The organism is Leisingera sp. McT4-56 (assembly GCF_020514995.1).
Taxonomy (GTDB): Bacteria; Pseudomonadota; Alphaproteobacteria; order Rhodobacterales; family Rhodobacteraceae; genus Leisingera; species Leisingera aquaemixtae_A.
This window is the reverse complement of sequence record NZ_JAJALF010000032.1, coordinates 18,691-38,384: the sequence shown is the minus strand read 5'-3', so window position 1 is coordinate 38,384 and position 19,694 is coordinate 18,691. Positions and strand designations below refer to the sequence as shown.

The 19,694-nt window shown below is 58.2% G+C and carries 18 protein-coding genes, 1 tRNA gene and 1 pseudogene; 9 read left to right on the top strand and 11 right to left on the bottom strand.

Annotation, left to right across the window (positions count from 1 at the left end; translation table 11 throughout):
• Positions 1 to 17 precede the first annotated feature (17 nt).
• Positions 18 to 94, top strand: a tRNA-Arg gene (locus LHL23_RS22055).
• 513 nt (positions 95 to 607) lie between these two features.
• Positions 608 to 1,799, top strand: a pseudogene (locus LHL23_RS22050) (IS3 family transposase).
• Between the two features lie 110 nt (positions 1,800 to 1,909).
• On the opposite strand, the gene LHL23_RS22045 reads toward LHL23_RS22050, so the two are convergent.
• From LHL23_RS22045 to LHL23_RS22030, 4 genes are all read right to left on the bottom strand, one after another.
• Complete coding sequence (locus LHL23_RS22045; RefSeq protein WP_226431566.1) at positions 1,910 to 2,863, bottom strand: BMP family protein; 954 nt, start codon at positions 2,861 to 2,863, stop codon at positions 1,910 to 1,912.
• An 89-nt stretch (positions 2,864 to 2,952) separates the two neighbouring features.
• Positions 2,953 to 3,885, bottom strand: a complete 933-nt coding sequence (locus LHL23_RS22040; RefSeq protein ID WP_226431565.1) for an ABC transporter permease — start codon at positions 3,883 to 3,885, stop codon at positions 2,953 to 2,955.
• A 3-nt stretch (positions 3,886 to 3,888) separates the two neighbouring features.
• A complete protein-coding gene (locus tag LHL23_RS22035; RefSeq protein WP_226431564.1) occupies positions 3,889 to 4,974 on the bottom strand; it encodes an ABC transporter permease in 1,086 nt (361 codons plus the stop codon).
• Complete coding sequence (locus tag LHL23_RS22030; protein ID WP_226431563.1) at positions 4,971 to 6,500, bottom strand: ABC transporter ATP-binding protein; 1,530 nt, start codon at positions 6,498 to 6,500, stop codon at positions 4,971 to 4,973. The genes LHL23_RS22035 and LHL23_RS22030 overlap by 4 nt, the downstream gene beginning before the upstream one ends.
• 163 nt (positions 6,501 to 6,663) lie before the next feature.
• Here LHL23_RS22030 and gcvA point away from each other — a divergent pair, with 163 nt between their 5' ends.
• From gcvA to LHL23_RS22000, 6 genes are all read left to right on the top strand, one after another.
• On the top strand, positions 6,664 to 7,590 hold the full coding sequence (gcvA, locus tag LHL23_RS22025; protein WP_226431562.1) for a transcriptional regulator GcvA: 927 nt from the start codon (positions 6,664 to 6,666) through the stop codon (positions 7,588 to 7,590).
• A 97-nt stretch (positions 7,591 to 7,687) separates the two neighbouring features.
• On the top strand, positions 7,688 to 8,371 hold the full coding sequence (locus tag LHL23_RS22020; protein ID WP_226431561.1) for a DUF1989 domain-containing protein: 684 nt from the start codon (positions 7,688 to 7,690) through the stop codon (positions 8,369 to 8,371).
• Positions 8,361 to 9,869: an amidohydrolase family protein gene (locus LHL23_RS22015; RefSeq protein ID WP_226431560.1), complete on the top strand. Its 1,509-nt coding sequence runs from the start codon at positions 8,361 to 8,363 to the stop codon at positions 9,867 to 9,869. Before LHL23_RS22020 ends, LHL23_RS22015 begins: the two co-directional genes overlap by 11 nt.
• An 18-nt stretch (positions 9,870 to 9,887) precedes the next feature.
• Complete coding sequence (locus LHL23_RS22010) at positions 9,888 to 10,775, top strand: polysaccharide deacetylase family protein (RefSeq protein WP_226431559.1); 888 nt, start codon at positions 9,888 to 9,890, stop codon at positions 10,773 to 10,775.
• On the top strand, positions 10,772 to 12,043 hold the full coding sequence (locus tag LHL23_RS22005) for an amidase family protein (protein WP_226431558.1): 1,272 nt from the start codon (positions 10,772 to 10,774) through the stop codon (positions 12,041 to 12,043). Before LHL23_RS22010 ends, LHL23_RS22005 begins: the two co-directional genes overlap by 4 nt.
• 95 nt (positions 12,044 to 12,138) lie before the next feature.
• The gene (locus LHL23_RS22000; protein WP_222480377.1) at positions 12,139 to 12,798 is read left to right on the top strand and encodes an FMN-dependent NADH-azoreductase; all 660 of its coding nucleotides are present in this window, start codon (positions 12,139 to 12,141) and stop codon (positions 12,796 to 12,798) included.
• 1,026 nt (positions 12,799 to 13,824) lie between these two features.
• On the opposite strand, the gene LHL23_RS21995 is transcribed toward LHL23_RS22000, so the two are convergent.
• The 7 genes from LHL23_RS21995 to choX form a co-directional block, all read right to left on the bottom strand.
• The gene (locus LHL23_RS21995; RefSeq protein ID WP_226431557.1) at positions 13,825 to 14,145 is read right to left on the bottom strand and encodes a monooxygenase; all 321 of its coding nucleotides are present in this window, start codon (positions 14,143 to 14,145) and stop codon (positions 13,825 to 13,827) included.
• Between the two features lie 59 nt (positions 14,146 to 14,204).
• Entirely contained in the window at positions 14,205 to 14,579 is a 375-nt protein-coding gene (locus LHL23_RS21990) for a hypothetical protein (protein ID WP_226431556.1), read from the bottom strand.
• A complete protein-coding gene (locus tag LHL23_RS21985; RefSeq protein WP_226431555.1) occupies positions 14,572 to 15,036 on the bottom strand; it encodes a MarR family winged helix-turn-helix transcriptional regulator in 465 nt (154 codons plus the stop codon). Before LHL23_RS21985 ends, LHL23_RS21990 begins: the two co-directional genes overlap by 8 nt.
• Before the next feature lie 125 nt (positions 15,037 to 15,161).
• Positions 15,162 to 16,193 (bottom strand): choline ABC transporter ATP-binding protein, encoded by a 1,032-nt coding sequence (gene choV, locus LHL23_RS21980; protein WP_226431554.1) that lies wholly within the window; start codon positions 16,191 to 16,193, stop codon positions 15,162 to 15,164.
• Position 16,194: 1 nt separating this feature from the next.
• A complete protein-coding gene (choW, locus tag LHL23_RS21975) occupies positions 16,195 to 17,028 on the bottom strand; it encodes a choline ABC transporter permease subunit (RefSeq protein ID WP_226431553.1) in 834 nt (277 codons plus the stop codon).
• Positions 17,015 to 17,947: an alpha/beta fold hydrolase gene (locus LHL23_RS21970; RefSeq protein WP_226431552.1), complete on the bottom strand. Its 933-nt coding sequence runs from the start codon at positions 17,945 to 17,947 to the stop codon at positions 17,015 to 17,017. Before LHL23_RS21970 ends, choW begins: the two co-directional genes overlap by 14 nt.
• 5 nt (positions 17,948 to 17,952) lie before the next feature.
• A complete protein-coding gene (choX, locus tag LHL23_RS21965; protein ID WP_226431551.1) occupies positions 17,953 to 18,879 on the bottom strand; it encodes a choline ABC transporter substrate-binding protein in 927 nt (308 codons plus the stop codon).
• Positions 18,880 to 18,988: 109 nt separating this feature from the next.
• On the opposite strand from choX, the gene betI reads away from it, so the two are divergent.
• A complete protein-coding gene (gene betI, locus LHL23_RS21960; RefSeq protein WP_226431550.1) occupies positions 18,989 to 19,630 on the top strand; it encodes a transcriptional regulator BetI in 642 nt (213 codons plus the stop codon).
• The last annotated feature ends 64 nt before the right edge of the window (positions 19,631 to 19,694 follow it).

Sequence of the window (19,694 nt, the reverse complement as noted above, 5' to 3'; positions counted from 1 at the left end):
TTAAACCCCGCCGCAGTGGACCGATAGCTCAGCTGGATAGAGTACTTGACTACGAATCAAGGGGTCGGGGGTTCGAATCCTCCTCGGTCCGCCACTTCCCAATTTGTCGGGCGACACATAGTTTTGCCATTTGCGACAGAACCTTTCCTTTTTCGTGTCTCCAACATCCCCGCTCGCGCCTCCTGTTCCGCCAGTGGCGAAGCCTTCCCTGATTTTCACCTCGGAAGACCTCGTGTCTTCCGGAGGGCAAAGCAGGGTGGGCGCAGCCCGGACTGCGGCCGGACGGTGATCTGACACACGGGGCCGGAGCGGTGAAATTGGGAGGGACCCGCGCTTGGCGCGGGAGAAACCGCATTTCTCCGTGGAGGCTGACGCGCAGCGGCATCAGAACCCGTGTTCAGATTGCCGGCCGGATGGCAGGCGGACCAATCAAACGGAAAATGCCAGGCGTGCTAGGGCGGAGCGGGCGCAGCCCGTCGATGCCCTGCCACGATTCCTGGGATATGCAATCCGCGTGCCCCTGATCCTCCCCCAGTGAAGTGGTCCGCCGTTATGTTTAGGAAAACGGAGGATCAGAATGGGAACGAAGCGGCACTAACCCGAAGAAATTGTCACGAAGCTGCGGCAGGTTGAGGTGCTTGTCGGGCAAGGGATGGCGCGGGTGGATGCGATCCGCGAAGTGCGCATCACCGAGCAGGCCAATTACCGCTGGCGCAAACAGTATGGCGGGAAGGGAACCGACCAACTCAGGGAACTCAAACGATTGCAGAAAGAAAACGAAAGGCTGCGTCGTACCGTCTCGGACCTGACCCTGGACAAGCTCATCCTGACGGAAGCTGCGAAGGGAGTGATGGCCGTCTAGGAATTGATCCTGTGGATCAATTCAGGCCTGAACGGGCGGTGCCCCTGAGCCCCGCCCGCCGCCGGGCCTGCATCGACCATGTGCGCAGCCTGTTCAGGGTGTCTGAGCGGCGCGCCTGCCGCGCCCTGAAGCAACACAGATCCACGCAGCGCAAGCCGCCCAAGAGCCGGGCGGACGAAGCACGCCTGGTTGCGGACATGATCGTGCTTGCCCGCCAGTATGGCCGCTACGGCTATCGGCGGATCGCAGCATTGCTGAGAGGGGCAGGCTGGCAGGTCAACGACAAACGGGGCGAACGGCTATGGCGGCGGGAGGGGCTGAAAGTGCCAATGAAACAACCTAAGAAGGGGCGTCTGTGGCTGAATGACGGCTCCTGTGTCCGGCTGCGGCCAGAATACCGGCATCACGTCTGGAGCTATGACTTTGTCCATTGCCGGACGGAGGATGGCAAGGTCTTCCGCACGCTGAACATCCTCGATGAGTTCAGTCGGGAATGCCTGGCGATCCGGGTGAAGCGCAAGCTGAACTCAGGTGACGTGATCGACGCCTTGAGCGACCTGTTCATCCTGCGCGGTATCCCGGCCTGTATCCGGTCTGACAACGGGCCTGAGTTCGTCGCCCAGGCTGTCCGGGACTGGATTGCAGCCGTTGGTGCCAAAACCGCTTACATCGAGCCTGGATCACCCTGGGAGAACGGTTACTGCGAAAGCTTCAACGCCCGGCTCCGCCCCTTTCGGCAGCATGCTTTGCATGCGCCTGCCAGGCAATGGATGAACTGCTCAACGGTGAGATATTCTACAGCCTCCGCGAGGCTCAAATCCTGATCGAAAAGTGGAGGAAACACTACAACACCAAGCGACCACACAGTGCTCTGGGGTATCGCCCACCCGCGCCGGAAACCATCGTTCTGATGGATCAAAGGCCGGTCATGCACTAACAATCAAACCGGACCACTCAGGTGGGGCTGATCAATTGACTTCTCTAGCTATAAAAAAGCCCCCAAACTTGGGGGCGAGAGTAAAAGGAGGAGCGATTATTAGGGATGCATTATTGTGGATTTACAACCAAAGTGCCGGACTTCATGGCATCGATCAGTTTGTTGACTTCATCCACAACGTCCACCGGGATATCTGGGTGGAACGACCCGATCCGCATGGCCAGTTCATTGCCCATATCCGCCCGGTAGAGTGCACCTTCAAGTTTTCCAGCAGCTGCCAGTTCCAGGTAGGACCGCATGTTGCCCCGAACATCCAGAATAGCGGACTGCAGGATTTCCGGCCATTCGTTGATCGCATCACGATAGATGCCGATGCCATAGACGCCTTTTTCCTGAACGGCCTGCATGGAGCCCAGCGTCGCACTGTCCATTGTCGGCCAGACGACATCGGCGCCTTGGGAAATTTGGTTTAAGGCAGCTTCTTTGCCCTTGGCGATGTCATCCCAGTCGCCGGTCCAGGTAACCAGAACTCTGACGTCCGGATTGGCCGCTTTGGCGCCCGCTTCGTAGCCAGCAACCGTGTCGGTCGTGAACTTGAACTGCTGCGCCGCGATGATGCCGATGGTGCCAGTGTCTGACATGGAGCCTGCAACGTAGCCCATCAGATAAGCGATTTGGCTGAAATAGAAATCCGCGTTGGCAATGTTGTCTTTGGTGCCCAGTCCGTTGTTCACCATGAACATGGTTTCCGGGAAGCGGGCTGCGACACGTTCCACTGCGTCCTGGAATTCTCCGCCGTGACCGATCACAAGGTCATATCCCCGGCGTGCGTAGTCACTCAGGACTTCGATTTGTTCCGGCTGATGCACGCTTTCGGAAAATGCGGCTTCAAAGCCGAGCGCTTCACCTGCCTTGGTGAGACCTTCGAATCCGGCTTGGTTCCAGCCATTATCAGAAATCGATCCGGGCATAACGATCGCGGCGCGTTCGATCCCGTCAGCGGCCGCAGGCCCGGCCAACATCAGTGCCGCAAGCCCCGCCAATAGTTTGGACATCAATTGCATTGTTGTTCTCCCATATTGGATATGTGTTGTCAGGGTGACGGGAGGATCGCGACGTGAAAAACGATGGTTTCTCACGTCACGGCTGAGATTTATCGATGCTCCCGGTCGTAGGGCAGTCCGACGCTTGCAGGTGCGCTGGCCTTGGCGCCGAGGACCACGAGTGCGATGAGCGATGCGAGGTAAGGCAAGATCAGGAAGAGCTGATAGGGAATCTCTGGCGAGGTGAATTGCAGTTTGAACTGCACCGCATCACAGAAGCCGAAGAAAAGCGCCGCGCAGATCGCGCCAATGGGCGACCAACGTCCCAAGATGATTGCCGCAAGCGCTATGAAGCCTTTGCCCGCGCTCATGCCTTCCGCAAACACATAGACTTGCGACAAGACCAGATGCACCCCGGCCAGCGCCGCGAGGCCTCCGCTGACTGCAATTGCGAGATATTGCATGCGAAAGACAGGAACCCCGGCCAAGTCCGCAGCCTTCGGGTTTTCGCCAACGGCGCGCAGGTCCAGACCCTTGTGGGATTTCATCAGCCAGAACCAGGCTGCTATTGCCAATCCGATCAAAAGGTAGAACAGCGGATCCTGGGAAAACAGGGACGGGCCAACGACGGGAAGATCTGACAAGAAGGGAATATCGATCTGCGAGAACCCATTTACCCGCGCCCCTCCGGCCTGAGCCCCGAATATCTGACGGGACAGAAAAGCTGTGAGACCGGCCAGCAGCAGGTTGAGCGCGATACCGCCAACCAGCTGGTTGATGCGCAGCCGGACCGACATATACCCAAGCAGCAGGCCAGAGATCAGGCCGCAAATGATCCCGCATCCGAGCCCGATCACGGCGGAGCCCGTTGCGAAAGAACCAGCAGCAGCACCAAGCGCTCCGGCTAGGATCTGACCTTCGAGGCCGATGTTGTACAGCCCGCCTCGTTCCGCAATCACCCCGCCAAGGGCAGCAAAAGCAATTGGCGTACCCAATCGGGCGGTTCCGGCAAGGACGTCGCCCAGCAAAACAAGATCAATCATAGCCTATGCCTCTTTCTTTTGGCGTTGTGTTTGGCGGCGCAGCCGCAGGTTTCTTGCCAGGAGCTTCAGAATGGATGTTGACCTGGTTCGCGGTGTCACGAGGGCGGCGGCGACAAGAACCACGACGAGCCCCTCGACCACTTCGATGACGGAACTGTCGACCCCGACGGCACGTTGCATCGTTCCCGCGCCGGCAGAGAGCCCGGCAAGGAACAGCGCGGTCAAAGGCGCGACAATTGGGTTAAGAGCCGCAAGGAATGCGACGACAATTCCGTCATAGCCGTAGCCATCGCTAAACAGGTGGAACAGGCGGTACTTCAACCCGATCACCTCGATTGCGCCGGCCATGCCTGCAAGGCTGCCGCCAATCAACATGGCGCGGATGACGGTCTTTTTCTGGTCCACACCGGCATAGGCCGCAGCGCGCGCATTACGCCCCACAAGGTCCAGCTGGAAACCCGATGGCGTGAAGCGCAGCCAGAAATACAAGATGACCGTCATGGCCAGCCCGAATACAAAGCCCACATGGGTATCAGATCGCGGCATCAGAATAGGCAGGCGATAGGCTTCTGAGACTTCCTCCGAATAAGGATATGGCGCGCCTTCGGCCAATAGCGGCCCGGCCACGGCGTAGCTGACGATGTGGATTGCAATGAAGTTCATCAGCAGCGTGACAATGACCTCATTCGTGCCCCGATAGGCTTTGAGATACGCAGGAATTGCCGCCCAGAACGCCCCGCCGACGGCGGCGGCGAAAAATATCAGCGGCACGCCCAATAGACCGGGCAGATCGGGGATCGCCAAAGCGAAGACGGCGCCGAACAACCCGCCAATATAGATCTGTCCCTCGCCACCGATGTTGAACACACCGGCGCGCATCGGAATGATCACGGCCAGCCCCGCCAGAAGCATCGGCGAGGCTTTGACCAAAGTATTGGAGAAACCCCAGTAATTCAGGAAGGATTCCAGAAACAGAACCTTATAGGCCTCAAACGGGTTGTGCCCGTCCAGCAGGATCAGCACCCCGCCAACACTCAGTGCTAAAAGCAAAGCAATCGCAATCCGGCGTTGCATGGTAAATCTGTTCATTGTACCTCCTCCGGCGCTGCAGTCATCAAGAGCCCGATGTCTTGAAGAGTTGTGTTTTCTGGATCGACAACACCCGTGATCCGGCCAAAGGCCATCACGGCGACGCGGTCAGAGATGTCGAGCACATGTTCAAGTTCAGTGGAGATATAGAGAACCCCCACGCCGCTTTGGGCGACAGCACGGATCTGGTTCTGAACAAATTCCGTTGCGCCGACATCAAGCCCTTTAGTCGGCTGTACGACGACCAAGAGATTGCGCGCCCGGGCCACTTCACGGGCCAGAACGATTTTTTGTTGATTGCCGCCGGATAAAGCCGAGGCGTTCAATTTCGGGTCTGGGGGCCTAATGTCAAAGGCCGCGACCACGTCGCTTGCGATCTCGTGCATCGCGCGCCGGGAAATCAGACCGCCAGACATGAACCTGTCTTCGCCAATGGATCGAAAGGCCAAATTTTCTTCGACACTGAGCGACAGGACCAAGCCTTCGGCATGGCGGTCCTCGGGCACGAAGCCTATGCCATCTGCAATGCGCGAAGCGATGGAGGCGCTTGATATCTCCGTGCCATTTAGGTGGATGGCGCCGCTGGTTTGCCTTTTGAGGCCGGTGATCACCTCGCTCAACTCCGTCTGGCCATTGCCGTCGATCCCGGCGATTCCAAGGATTTCGCCAGCTTTCACGTAGAGGGTCACATCTTGCAGGATTTCCGCGCCGCCTGGATCGGTCAGGCAGACATCAGAGACAACCAGAGCGTCCGGTGCTGAGCTGGTGTCGTTGCGCGCCTTTTTGGCCTTGGGCGTATCGACCGTTTCGCCGGTCGACTTTTCTCCCATCATAAGCGCTGACATATGGGCCATGGGCGTGGTCGCAACCGGAAGAACTCCCTCGACACGCCCATGGCGCATTATCATGACGCGATCGGCAATTTCGCGGATTTCATCGAGCTTGTGGCTGATGAAAAAAACAAGGCAGCCGTTGGCGACCAGCTTGCGCACCCCTTTGAGAAACGGCGCGACTTCGGTCGGGGCAAGAACGCTGGTGGGTTCATCCAGGATCAGGATCGATACATCGCGAAACAGCGCCTTAAGGATTTCCACCCTTTGCTTCATGCCCACAGGCATTTCCGTGACGCGGATGTCGAAATCGATGTTAAAGTCAAAGTCGCTGCAAAGCTGCCGAATGCGCGCCTGCGCTTCGGCACCCCTCTTTGTGCTGGGCAAGCCGATCAGAATGTTCTCTTCGGCGGTCATCGCGCCGACCAGACTGAAATGCTGGTGGATCATGCCGATCCCATGCTCAATTGCTCTTGCCGGGCTGGTCACCGAAACAGGTGTTCCGCCCAGTTTGATTTCGCCGTTATCGGGCTGATACAAACCGATCAGAACGCTTGCGAACGTGGTTTTCCCCGCTCCGTTCTCGCCCAAAATCGCAATGCACTCGCCCTTCGAGGCCAGCAGATTGACGTTGTGCAATGCACGAACGGCGCCAAACGACTTGCAGATGCCGGTGACTTTCAAAAATGGATCCAAGACAACCTCCCAACTTCCACGCAAATTCAAGAGAGAATGCCCTATCTTCTCAAATTAGATGTTTTCACCTCACAGCTGAGAATTTCGCCCACATGTGAACTGGCAATCGGGTTAGAGTAGAGCGACGAAATAGCGTCGCATCAGGAGAGCAAAGCCGCGCGTCATGGCGAAGATTCCGTCGTTGAAAAGCATTCAGGCCTTCGAAGCGGCCTGCCGGCATCTGAGTTTCAAGGATGCCGCCGATGAATTATGCGTTACTCCGACTGCCATTTCCCATCAGATCAAATCGCTGGAGGATCAACTTGGGGTGCCCCTGTTCCACCGGCTGACCCGCGCCTTGAAACTGACGGAGGATGGGGCCAATTACGCGCCCCACATCATCGAGGCCTTCAAGAACATCGAAGCCGCCTCTCTCGCGCTGGAGGAAGACGACCTTGCGGGCACATTGACAATCTCCACAACCGGGTCTTTTGCCGCCAATTGGCTTAGCCCGCGGCTGCGAGGCTTTTACGAGAAACACCCAGAGATTTCGGTAAGGGTTCTGTCAAGCGATCAGCTGGTGGACTTCAAATCCAGCGATGTGGATGTGGCCATTCGGTATGGCTTTGGCGATTATCCTGACAGCAATGTGGCTTGGGTCTTGAATGACTGGGTGGCCCCTGTCTGCAGCGTGGAAAAGGCGAAGTCACTGAGCTCCCCCGAAGATCTTCTGAAGTCTCGTCTGATCGAATACCAATGGAGCGGGTTTTCCGATGTGGATCCGAGTTGGGAGCGCTGGATGGACGCGGCTGGCTTGCAGACTGGTGATGTCGAGCCCTATGTCACCTATTCCGAGGAACACATCTGCTTGCTGACGGCAAGCGATGGTCATGGTGTGGCCCTGGTCAGTCTTTTGGCCGCCGCGCGTTTTCTGGAACGCAATATGCTGGTCGCTCCCTTTGACACGGCATTGAAGAACAAGAGCTATTTTCTCGTCTGCCCGGAAACTTACGCCAATCGTGCACGCGTTCGTGTGTTCCGGGAATGGCTATTGGACCAAGCAGATGAGTTTCGCGACAGCGCCGTCGGTCAAAGGTTTTTTGAAGATTAGCGCGTCGGCAACGATCTAATCCGTCGCTTGAATTTTTGTCATTTCTAAATTGCCGAGAAGCATGCGTTTCTGAACCCCTAATCAGGAGTTCTTGCGCATGCAAAGTTTTGCCCCTTCCCAACCCGATGGTTTCAATCAAACACTGGACAGCACGGTCTCTGCCGACGGCGTCCCGGTCATTGCAGAACGGTATACAGTGCCAGCACGTTGCGGTGTCGCGGTGCGTTTGACAGCCGGGCAGACTTTGACCATCATCAATCCGACCGGCTGGCAAGTCTGCGATTTCTGGGCGTTCAATGCGGCAGAGCTGCATGAATATATGTCAATGCCGCACGTGCATACGGATCTTCTGTCTGTTTTCCCAAAGGTCGGTGACAGGCTGGTCAGCAATCTGCGCAATCCTCTTTTAACGCTGATCCAAGACACATCGCCGGGAGTTCATGACACAACGATCGCCGCTTGCGATGCCAACCGGTACAAGCAATTGGGCGTCACTGATTACCACGACAATTGCGCCGACAACTTGAGGCAGGCCTTGCTTGCTATCGAGAAAAAAGCACCGCATGTGCCAGCGCCCTTCAATCTGTGGATGAACGTCCCAGTTCACCCTGATGGCAGCCTTGCCTGGGCTGCGCCAGTGTCAAAGCCGGGGGACAGCATGACCTTCAAAGCTGAGATGCCAGTCTACGCCGTGATGTCGGCCTGCCCGCAGGATATCACTCCAGTCAACGGGGACGAAGGCAAGCCGAGCGCGCTGGAATTTGTTGTTCATGACGGCTGATGGCGGCGACATATTTTCCGCCCGCTGGATCATCGAAGATGCCTTTCACAGTCACCACGACTACGCGCTTTATGTTCTAGACGGCAGAATAGCTGGCTTGGCGCCTCTGGCCGAATTAAAGTCACGTTATCCCGGCGCAAGGGTGCACTCGGACACAAACACTGCGATCCTGCCCGGGTTTGTGAATGCGCATCACCATTGCTATGGGGTGAACCTGATCAACCAAGGGATACGGGATGACCTGTTAGAGCCTTGGATTTTCGCCTCCGCTGGCGCAGCTGACGTTGCGCCGCGCCTCGCCACCGAATACGCGGCAATGCGCTTGCTGAAGAATGGGGTAACAGCTGTTGTGGATGCCTGTACCGCGGGTCACACAGCGGCCTTTGCCGAAGCGAAGATAAGGGACAAAATCGCCGTATTTAATGGGCTTGGCCTGTCCTGTGCCATCGCGCCGGGCGAGAGATGGCACAACCAGCTTGTGCATCCATATGGGCAAAGCCAGTCGTTTCTGACCACCTTGCCCGAGGTTCTGCGATGCAAACTGCAACGCCAGCACGTTGCGCGCACACGTATTGAACCGCAAAGCTTTGTGCGGCTTCTGCCCCGGATGCATGGTGAATACGCGGCTTCTGAATGCGCTGATGTGTGGTTTGGCCCCACGGCACCGCATTGGACGGGCCAAGAGACCCTGCGCGACATCGCCAGGGAGGTTCGCGAAAGCGGCCAGCGCATTCACACCCATGCCGAGGAGTCTCGGCTGCAGCACCTGTCGGCTACAGCCTGGAGTTTTCAGGGTGCCATCGCAGAATTGGGCAATGCTGGCCTGCTCTCTGACGGCTTATCCTTGGCGCATATGGTCTGGGCGGACGAAAAAGATCTGGCGCGAGTGGCCGAGGCGCGCGCGCATATCGTATGCAATCCCAGCTCCAATTTGCGGCTGCGGTCCGGCATTGCACCCGCGCCATTGATGAAGCGGATGGGCATTAACCTCGCACTGGGGATGGATGGGACCAGCTTGGCAGGCGATGACGATATGTTCGCCGAAATGCGTCTGGCGCAAAGCCTTTATTGGTCAAGTGATCGGGCGAACCCCAGCCTGACCGCGAAGGATGTTTTCGACATGGCCACTATGGGTGGCGCGCGTTTGATGGGTATGGATCACAGCATCGGAAGCCTGTCCGCTGGCAAACGCGCCGACTTTGTGATCCTGCGCCTGGACCGTCTTGAAGGGCCCTGGTTGGACCCCGGCATTGATCCGGTTGAGCTGTTGGTCAGCTCGGCAAAATCCACGGATATCCAGAGCGTCTTCACCGGCGGACAACTGGCCGTTTCGCACGGCGAAGCCAAAAAGTGCGACGAAAGGAAAATTCTTCAGAACATCACCGACGGCATGCAGCGCGCCGCGGATCAAAGGCTGAGCGCCAGTGAATATGGCGCCGTGAAATCCGCATTGCAGCGCTGGTATGACGATTGGCTGACGAACAACGCCCCGCAATAGTGACAGAGGAGCAAGACCATGCAGAAGAAAATTATCTGGCCGAACGGCGCGCGATGCGCCTGTGCGATCACCTTTGATATCGATGCGGACAGCCTGATCCATATCGCAAAGCCGGTCGACGGGCATGATCGCCTCTATCCGATCTCCATGGGGCGCTACGGGCCGACGGTTGCCATCCCTCGGATTCTGGAAACCTACAAACGTCTCGGGCTGAAACAGTCCTTCTTCGCCCCCGGATGGGTCGTGGAGCAATATCCGGATGCTATGCAAGCCATCCTGAAAGATGGTCATGAAATCGGCCATCACGGCTATTTGCACGAAGACCCGACAAACCACAGCGCGTCTGAACAAGCTTATTGGTTTGAACGCGCGCTGGAGTCGCATAAGCGGGTTCTGGGCAATGTGCCAAAAGGCTATCGCGCGCCGGTTTACAATGTGACGCAAGCCGTCATCGACTTGCTGAACAAGCATGAATTCGACTATGACAGTTCGCTGATGGCGGATGATGTGCCCTATCTCATGCGATCCGGCGGGCGGACTTTGGTCGAACTTCCATCGCATTGGGGGACCGACGACTGGCCGCAATTCGCCCATTTTGAGGAGATCGGCTACATGATGCCCGTCGCCGGGCCACGCGCCGGGCTGACCCCATTTTGGGAGGAATTCGAAGCCCAATACGAAGAAGGTGGCTTCTGGATTGGCATCTGGCATCCCTTCCTGACCGGGCGTTTGGCGCGGTGGCGGCAGGTGGAAGACTGGATGGAAACTATCTTGAACAGGGGTGACGTCTGGTTCGCCACTCTCGGAGAGATCGCGCAGCACGTGCGCACGCAATATGAGGCAGACCGGCAAAGCGTACGGGTTGAAGAGCTGCCCTATTATCAGGCTCCGGTCCTGACGACATGAATATCCTTCAACGGGCGCGCGACTTCCTGGCTTCGCTCGACGCGCAGCGCGAGGTATTCCTTGGCGTTGCGCCAGATAGACTGTTGCAGGATGCCCGATCCGCCGCCGCGCGGCAGGCCGCAGGGAAGCTGCTTGGCCCGTTGGACGGCCAGTTTCTTGCGGTGAAGGCCAATATCGACGTGCAAGCGCTCCGAAGCCATGCGGGATCTTTGGCCATCGATCCTCAGCCAGCAGACAATGACGCCCCGATCGTGGCAAGGCTCCGTTCCGCGGGTGCGATCATTCTAGGCCATGTGAACATGTCGGAATTCGCCTTCTCCGGGCTCGGAGTCAATCCGCATTTCGGCACCCCTCTGAATGCGTTGGATAGCACAATGGTGCCTGGAGGGTCCTCAAGCGGATCGGCGTCAGCCGTTGCCTTGGGCTTGGCCGACATCGCCTTGGGCACAGATACCTCCGGCTCCGTGCGCATTCCGGCCGCCTGTCAGGGCCTGGTGGGGTTTCGCCCAACTATGGACCGCTATGAAAGCGCCGGGATTTTACCTCTGGCGCCTTCTCTGGATACGCCAGGCTCACTCGCTTTAAACGTCAGTCAGATTTGCGCTGTGGATCGCGTTTTGTCGGATTGCAAAGAAACCGGGCACGCCTGCCGTCAAATTCTGTGCCTGAGGGAAGATGCCCTAGCGGGATTTACCCCGGAAATCAAAGCAATGTACGAACAGGTCCTGCAGCATTTGTCCGGTCATGGCATCGAATTGGAAAGGGTTGATATCCGAAGTTTCACTCGTGTCACGGAGATCTTCCAAACCTATGGAACGCTGGTGAGTGCCGAAGCCTTTCGTCTTCTGCCAAGTTTGGTCGGAGACCAGCAGGCCAGACTGGACCCAAATGTGCAGGATCGCCTTGCTCAGGCGGCTTCAATCCTTGGCACAGATCTGCAGGCATTGCTGGAAATCCGGCGGGCCCTCATCCCGGACTTTAGCAGGGAACTGGCAGGGAAGATGCTGCTTTACCCGACATTGCCGTCGTACCCGCCGTCTGTTCAGGCCGTGACCCGCGATAAAGGGGTCTTTGCACGGGAAAACGCCCTTATCCTGTCGGTATCGATGAAAGCCGCTTTCCTCAATGCCCCAACAATTTCCATTCCATTTGGACAACGGAGACCGGGGAGCAGCCTTTCCTTGAGCGGCGGCGCAAACAGGGACGCGGATGTACTTGCGACGGCGTCTCATCTGGAGAAGATTTTTTCAGCGATTAGAGATGGGTGAAGTCAGTTCACTCTATTCAGAATTCTCTTCATTTGTACCTGCGCGTCACTGGCTTCACCTTTGAATGGTTCATTGCAAACTGACTAGGTGACAAGATGACCACAATCCTGAGAATTGACGCCAGCGTGCGCCGCACCGACAACCCTGTTGCGGCCTATAACTCCATTTCCCGCGCTTTGGCGGACAGTTTCGTGGAAGAATGGAAAACGGTTGATCCGGACGTCGAAATTATTCTGCGTGACGTCGGAATGACCCCGCCGGATTTCATTTCCAACGATTGGATCGCGTCCGTCTTTACAGCAGAAGAGGAACGCACTCCTGAACAGAGCGCTTTGGTCAGCTTGTCTGATACGCTGATTGACGAGCTCGACCGCTCCGACATCCTTCTGATTTCGACGCCCATGTACAACTACGGCATGCCCGCAGCCCTGAAGGCTTGGTTTGATCAGATCATCCGGATCAACAAGACATTTACGTTTGATTTGGCGCGCGGCGACTTCCCGCTGGAACCGATCATGTCCGGCAAAACACTGGTGCTGCTGACATCGGCTGGCGAATTCGGCTTTGAGGAGGGTGGAATTCGCAATGACTCGGGTCACCTTTCTGCGCATATCAGCACATTGCGCAAGTACCTGGGCGCAGAACGCATGTTCGAAGCTGCGGCCGAGTATCAGGAATTCGCCGATGAGCGTCACAAAGCTTCGGTCGCCTCAGCTCAGGCCCAGGCACGTCACATTGCGCGTGAGCTTGCCTAACCGCTAGCCAGTTTATGGAAAGTAGAACCTGATGAAATGAACAGGTTCTACATTTCCAACTGGTCACAGCTCAAGGTGTGTGAGGCAGGTAGTTGTGTCCTGCGCCCTTACTTGAGTGGTTCAAGTCGCTAAAGATGCGAAACGGCAGCGAATGTAGTTGTAAACCTTCATTTCGGATTGGCGGACAGTTTTAACCAATTTCTTGGATCAACATCCCCGTATTCGAACTCCAGGTTCGAAAGCAGACTTTGCTATGCTGCGTTTTAACGGCAGATTTGTGCGCATCTTGCCCATTTCACATCTTGTTCTGAAGGTTCGGTTTGGGTCAGAAATGCTTGACAATTGGGTTGGAAATGCCTGGCAGGTGCAGGAAAATTTCCCCAGAAAATGGCTCGCATCGAGTCAGTTATGCCTGACGTTTGACACCAATTGTCGAATGCCAAGCAAAACTGACCTTTCTGTCAGATTGCTGACCCAATTACCGTTTTCGGCTCGCGCGGCCTGTTTCGTTTGATCTGACTTCCTTCCGGAAAATCAGGGCTGATTTGCAGGTTCAGTCGGCGAAGCCGCCTGTTCCTGCTGATCTGCCACGTGGCGGACGCGGGAGGGAGCGAGGCAATGCTATTCGACAGGGTTGGTGCGGGCCGCAGGTGCAGCCGAGGACACGGCCCTGTCTAATAGGATTGTCCGAGGGGGAGGGCGGCGCCCTCACCCTGACGGCCAAGGGCGTTTGGCTAGCCCAAATCCCGCTGGCCTAACAAAAAAGGCGGCAGGCTCATCCTGCCACCATTTCAGCCGTTCTTCAGAAATGCAGCGAAAGCTACCGAGGAGACAAATTTGCCGAGCGAGCAGTTGCAGCATTTCGCAGCCGCAACGAAATTGTGAGAGACAGGCCTGGCCGATAGCTGCCGTCAACTTGTGGGACCGATACTGCATTGCGGCTTCTCCAGTGCAGACATTGATCTACTGGTAGAGGACGCCTCTCCTGTGGAGCTCAGGAGAGGCGTGAACACGAAACGGCCCAGTCTACGAACTTGTCTCAACTGGCGCGCGGTTGATCTGGCTGAGCTCTTCCATCACGTCGAACACGTGGTCGCTGACGACCTCGATGCCGATCGCGTTCAGGCGTGGGATATGCATGGCCTTGTAGGCCTCCAGATGCTCCAGATCCTTGAACAGATAGGTGGAGCCAAAGTGATTGGTGCCGGCCTCATGGGTCCAGATTTTCCAGACAACGCCCGGTTCCTGGGCAATGCTCTCGGCAAGCTGTTTGGCGCCTTGAAGGAATTCTTCGGTGACGGGGCCATCATAGGTGAGGTGGATGTCCCAGATTTTCTGAGTGCTCATGCGTGGGTCCTTTTGAGGAGTTGAGGGAAAACGTGTTGCGGTGTTTGCGTTGTAGCGGGTCAGCCCTTGCGGAGTTGCAGGAAGCAGAGAGCCGAGAGCAGGGCGAAGAAAGCCGGATCCGACCAGCCGAAGCCGGTGAAAATGCCTGCGGCACCGGCGTAGAAGGTGACAGCGAGGCCCAGCAGGTTGGTCCACATCAGGCCGGTCAGGATCTTGCGGCCCTCGTGGCTGCCGGAGGGCGCTTCTCGGAACAGGAAGCTGATGACCGCGATGCCGCCCAGAAAGATGCTGTTGTGCTGCGACAGGAACCAGGCGTAGCGGTCGTTCAACTCGACGCCGTAGTTCGGCCACAACAGGCCGGGTGCAAAGAACAGCGCCAGCGCGAAGAAAGCGTAGATCACGCTGTGCGCTGTCAGGAAGGTGCGGTTACTCATCGGTATGATCCTTTCGGGTGTGGTGCATGCTGCGGCGGAGCCGGTTCAGCATCCGTATGGTCTGGCGCTTGCCGTCGGCGGGCAGGCCTTCAAAGATCTCCGCCAGAGCGGCGTTGTGGGCGGGCAGGAAGGTTTCGACCTTTGCCCTGCCTACGGTTGTCAGGGACAGGACGCGGCTGCGCCGGTCCGTATCGCTGACCGTTTTTTCGACAAGCCCGGAGCGGATCAGGTTCTTGATCACCACATCCAAGTTGCCGGAGGTTCCAAGTGCCCGTTCCAGCAGCGCATTCACGGTCATCGGGCCTTTGTTGCTGAGGGTTTCCAGCACGTCCCATTGCGACGCGGTCAGGCCTGCTGCCCGGAACACCGGGCCGATCGCCCGATGGAACTGCTGGGCACTGCGCAGGAGGGCCAGAACCAGGGCCATGTTTTCGCGGTCATGTGTGTTTCGTTTCATGCTTTGGCATTTATCCCTATGTAGGGGTATTTCAAGCTGCGCCTTTAAGGAAAATGGGAGCGGGTCGCCACACCTTTGTTTTTTCTAAGCAAAAAGTTGCTTTTGCGCCGGGGAACCCTGCTGCGCTATTCGCGCAGCAGTGCCTTGAAGATATCGGAATGATCCAGCCTGCCAATGATGTCGCGGCCATTGGACACGAAGTACTCTCCGCCGTCGTTCAGCTGCGCCCGCATCAGGTCCTTTACCGTCGTGCCGGCATCGCGCACCCGCGCGCCGGAGGGGATGGTACCGTTGACCGGCTTCATGATTTCGGCTGCATGAAGCACATTCATCGGATTCATGTGGGACACGAAGTTCCGCACATAGTCCGTGGCCGGCTTCAGCACGATTTCCTGCGGTGTGCCCAGCTGCACGATGCGGCCGCCTTCCATGATCGCAATCCGGTTGCCAAGTTTGATCGCCTCGTCCAGATCGTGGCTGACGAAAAGGATCGTCTTTTTCAGGTCTGCTTGAAGCTCCAGCAGTTCGTCCTGCAGCTCGTTGCGGATCAGCGGGTCCAGCGCCGAGAACGGCTCATCCATCAGCAGGAGCGGCGCGTCGGTGGCAAAGGCGCGGGCCAAGCCCACCCGCTGCTGCATACCGCCCGAAAGCTCAGAGACATTGGTATTGGCCCATTGCCCAAGATGCACCTTCTCCAGCTGCCGCATGGCCCGCTGAAGCCGCTCCTCCCGTGGCACACCGGCAGCCTCTAACCCGAAGGCCGCATTTTCCAGCACGCTGCGCCAGGGCAGCAGGCCAAACTGCTGAAACACCATCGACACGTCATGGCGGCGGAGGCTCCGCAATTCTGCGGCAGAGGCGGCGGCGAGGTCCACAAGCCCGCCTTTGCTGCGCAGATGCACGGTGCCGGCAGCCAGCGGATTGAGCCGGTTGGAGGCGCGCAGCAGAGTCGACTTGCCGGAGCCGGACAGGCCCATCAGCACCACGATCTCACCTTCCTGCACCTCGAGCGAACAGTTGTGGACCCCCAGGATCTGCCCGCTTTCGGCCCGGACCTCTTCCCGGCTCAGGCCCGCGTCCATCAGCGGCAGTGCGGATTTCGGATTGTCGCCGAACACGATGCTGGCGTTTTCGAACTTGATGACCGGCTGTTCCATATCAGCTCCTCCCGGCTTTCAGCAGGCGGTCCAGAAGGATCGCAACGATAACAATTACAATGCCAACTTCGAAGCCCTTGCCGACATTGACCTGGTTGAGCGCGCGCAGGGTGGGAACGCCCAGCCCGCTGGCGCCGACAAGCGCAGCCACAACGACCATCGACAGCGACAGCATGATGGTCTGGGTCAATCCGGCCAGGATCTGAGGCATGGCCCAGGGCAGCTTCACCTTCCACAGCACCATCGCCGGGGTGGCGCCAAAGGCATCCGCAGTTTCCACCAGCGCATGCGGCGTTGAGGAGATGCCAAGGTAAGTCAGCCGGATCGGGGCGGGGACGGCAAACACAACTGTTGCAATCAGGGCCGGAACCGCACCGAGACCAAACAGCACCAGCGCCGGGATCAGGTAGACGAAGGTGGGGATCGTCTGCATCAGATCCAGTAGCGGCTGCAGAAGCCGGTAGAGCCAAGGCCGCCCGGCAGCCAGAACCCCGACAGGCACGCCGATCAGCATCGACATAGTGGTTGCCGCGAGCACCAGAGACAGTGTTTCGGTGGTCTCGATCCAGTACCCCTGGTTGATGACCAGAAGCAGGCCGAGTGCCGCAAAGGCAGTCAAGGCCAGCGAGCGGTGCAAATACCAGGCCAGCCCTGAAACCAGGCCGACCAGCACCAGCGGATGCGGCATCTGCAGCAGCCAAAGAGTGCCTGCGACGATGGCTCCGATCACCTCTGACAGCCCGTCAAAGAACCAGGCCATGTTGCCGGTCAGCCAGTCGACCATCAGCTTTGCCCAATGGCCGACCGGGATCTTATGTGTTTCAAGCCACTCCATGGCTTTCTCCAATTCTTGTCCTTGTGCCTGCAGCCGGCTCCAGCCAGTTGAGGGCGGCATTGCACATCATGGGATCCAGAACATGCCCGACGCCCGGCAGCAGCTCGAAGCGGGCCTCCGGGATCAGCGCAGCCGCTGCCGCGCCCCGTTGCGGGGAAATGCAGCTGTCGCGGTCGCCGTGCAGAACCAATGTCCGGCTTTGGATTGACTTGAGCAGCGGCCGCCGGTCCGGTGTGGTCAGAACCGCAAGTGCGTGGCGGGCTGCACCGCCGCAAGAATACCCCGCGGAGAAAGCGGCGTTGACTTCGCTCCGAAGCTCCGGCGTGTCGGTGAGGCGGCCCGCGCCATAGGCCAGAGCGTCTTCCAGCAGGTATGTCCGGATCAGTTCCGGATCCGAAGGCCGGGTGAACAGACGCGCCATCCGGCACTTGGAATCCGCGTCGCCATCGACTTCGGCGGTTCCGTCGTTGCTGGCCAGCTGCACAAAGCGTCCGGCCCGCGGGCCCGCGGCGGCAGCAACCAGCTGGCTGATCATGCCGCCCATGGAGAACCCGATGATGTCGAAGGTGCCGACCTGCAGGCGGTCCAGCAGCGCCAGGACATCATCCCGCATGTCAAAGAGGGAATACGGGGCCAGATCCTGGGCGGCCGCGGTATCGCCCTGCATCCAGATCCCGGCAGCAAGCGGCTCGCTGTCTTCACCGCAGCGCGGCGACTTTCCAGCATCGCGGTTGTCAATGCAGATGACCCGGCGGGTTTCCGACAGTTGCCGGATAAAATCCGCGGGCCACTCGATCGCCTGCATGCCTAGCCCGACCAAGAGGACAACGGGATGGGCAGCCGGATCACCGGCCTCCCAGTAGCTGAGCTGCACCGGCTGGCCATTTGCCTTGGCGGTGTGAGGAATGAGCCACTCCATGATGGTCACTCCAGCCCGGCATAGGCGCGGACTGCGGGCAGTCCCGGGCCGCCTGCAAGGGTGGACACTCCGTCCAGCCAACCGTCCAGCATGTCCGGGTGCTGTTTGATCAGCCGCATCGCAGCCTCTTCGGGATCTTTGCCATCGTTGATGATGTACCCCATGCCCTCGCTTTCCATCGGCACGGTAAAATCCAGCTGGGCGATCAGGCGCCCGATGTTCGGGCATTCCTCGGTATAGCCCGCTCGGGTCTGGGTATGTACTGTCGCGGCCCCGAAGTCCGGACCGAAATAGTCGTCGCCGCCGCTCAGGTACTCGATGTCGAATTCCACATTCATCGGATGCGGGGCCCACCCGAGGAACACGACCCAATCCTCCCGCGACACGGCCCTGCGCACCTGCGCCAGCATGCCCTGCTCCGAGCTTTCAACGACGTTCCAGCCGCCCAGCCCGAAGGCATTCGTGTCGATGATATCCATCATCTGCGTGTTTGAGCCGGGTTCGATGCCGTAGAAGCGGCTGCCGAACTTTTCTGAGTGGGCGGCCAGGTCGGCAAAGCTGGTGACGCCCGCCTCATACACGTACTTCGGCACGGCAAAGGTGTACTTCGCCCCTTCCAGGTTCTGGTTCACCGTCTCGATGGCATCGCCCTCGATATAGGGCGCGAAATAGGTTGCCATGGCAGGGTCCCAGTATCCCAGGAACAGATCCAGATCGCCGTTGACCATCGCCTCATAGGTGACCGTGGTGCCGAGCACCTTTGTTTCCGCCTCATACCCCAGCCCCTTCAGCAGCACGGATGCCACACCTGAAGTGAGCGCCAGGTCCGTCCAGCCCGGCTCCGCCATCCGGACTTTTTCGCAGGATGCTTCAGCCAAACCCGCCCCCAGAAGCGAAATGCCAAGGGCAGCTGAAATCGAGAATGCCTTCATTTTTTCCTCCCAATTTTTATAGACTCATTGGTCTATAAATAGTCTGATAGGTACACATTGACACTCGAGTCAACGAAATATTTACTCCGGCCAGCTCTGGGAGAGACGGATGAAGCGGAACAAACTGTGGAGGCTACGGACCGAGGAATATTCCAAGGCTGCCTTCGAAACCCTTAGTGAAGAAGGGCTTTCCGGAACCACCGTGGAGAAGGTCGCCAAGCGCGCAGGCGTCTCCAAGACCAACGTCCTGCACTATTTCGGAAACAAGGCCCGGCTGCTGGAAATGGCCCTGCGTTACGGCAACGCGGACCTGGCCCGCGAAGTCAGCGCGCTCTTGATTCGCTCGAACACGCCCTGGGAAAGGGTCTATTCAGTGATCGAAGCCAACTTCTCGCGCCAGTTTTTCACTCCCAAGATTGCGCATGCCTGGCTGTCGCTGCTCGCGGAGATCCCGTACAATCCAAGCTACCAGAGGATACAGACCGCCATTCACCAGCGGATGCGCTCAAACCTGATGCATGCGCTGGAACAGCTGGCAGACCGGGAACGGGCTGAGGAGGTCGCCTTGGCGATTTCGGTAATGATTGACGGGCTGTGGCTGCGGTGCGGGCTGCATGAAGGCGGCATCGGTCGCGAGACCGCCCTGCAGCAAATGGAATTGCTTATGGAGTCCCTGTTCCCCAACAGCCCCGAGCGGTTGGCGGCTAAGGCCCGCATAGATGAGATCCAGTCGATCCTGAACCCGGGCTGAACAACGTGTTCTCGGATCTCACCCATCCGGTCCGGCTGCTGGGCGCAAGGCATCTCAGGTGGCG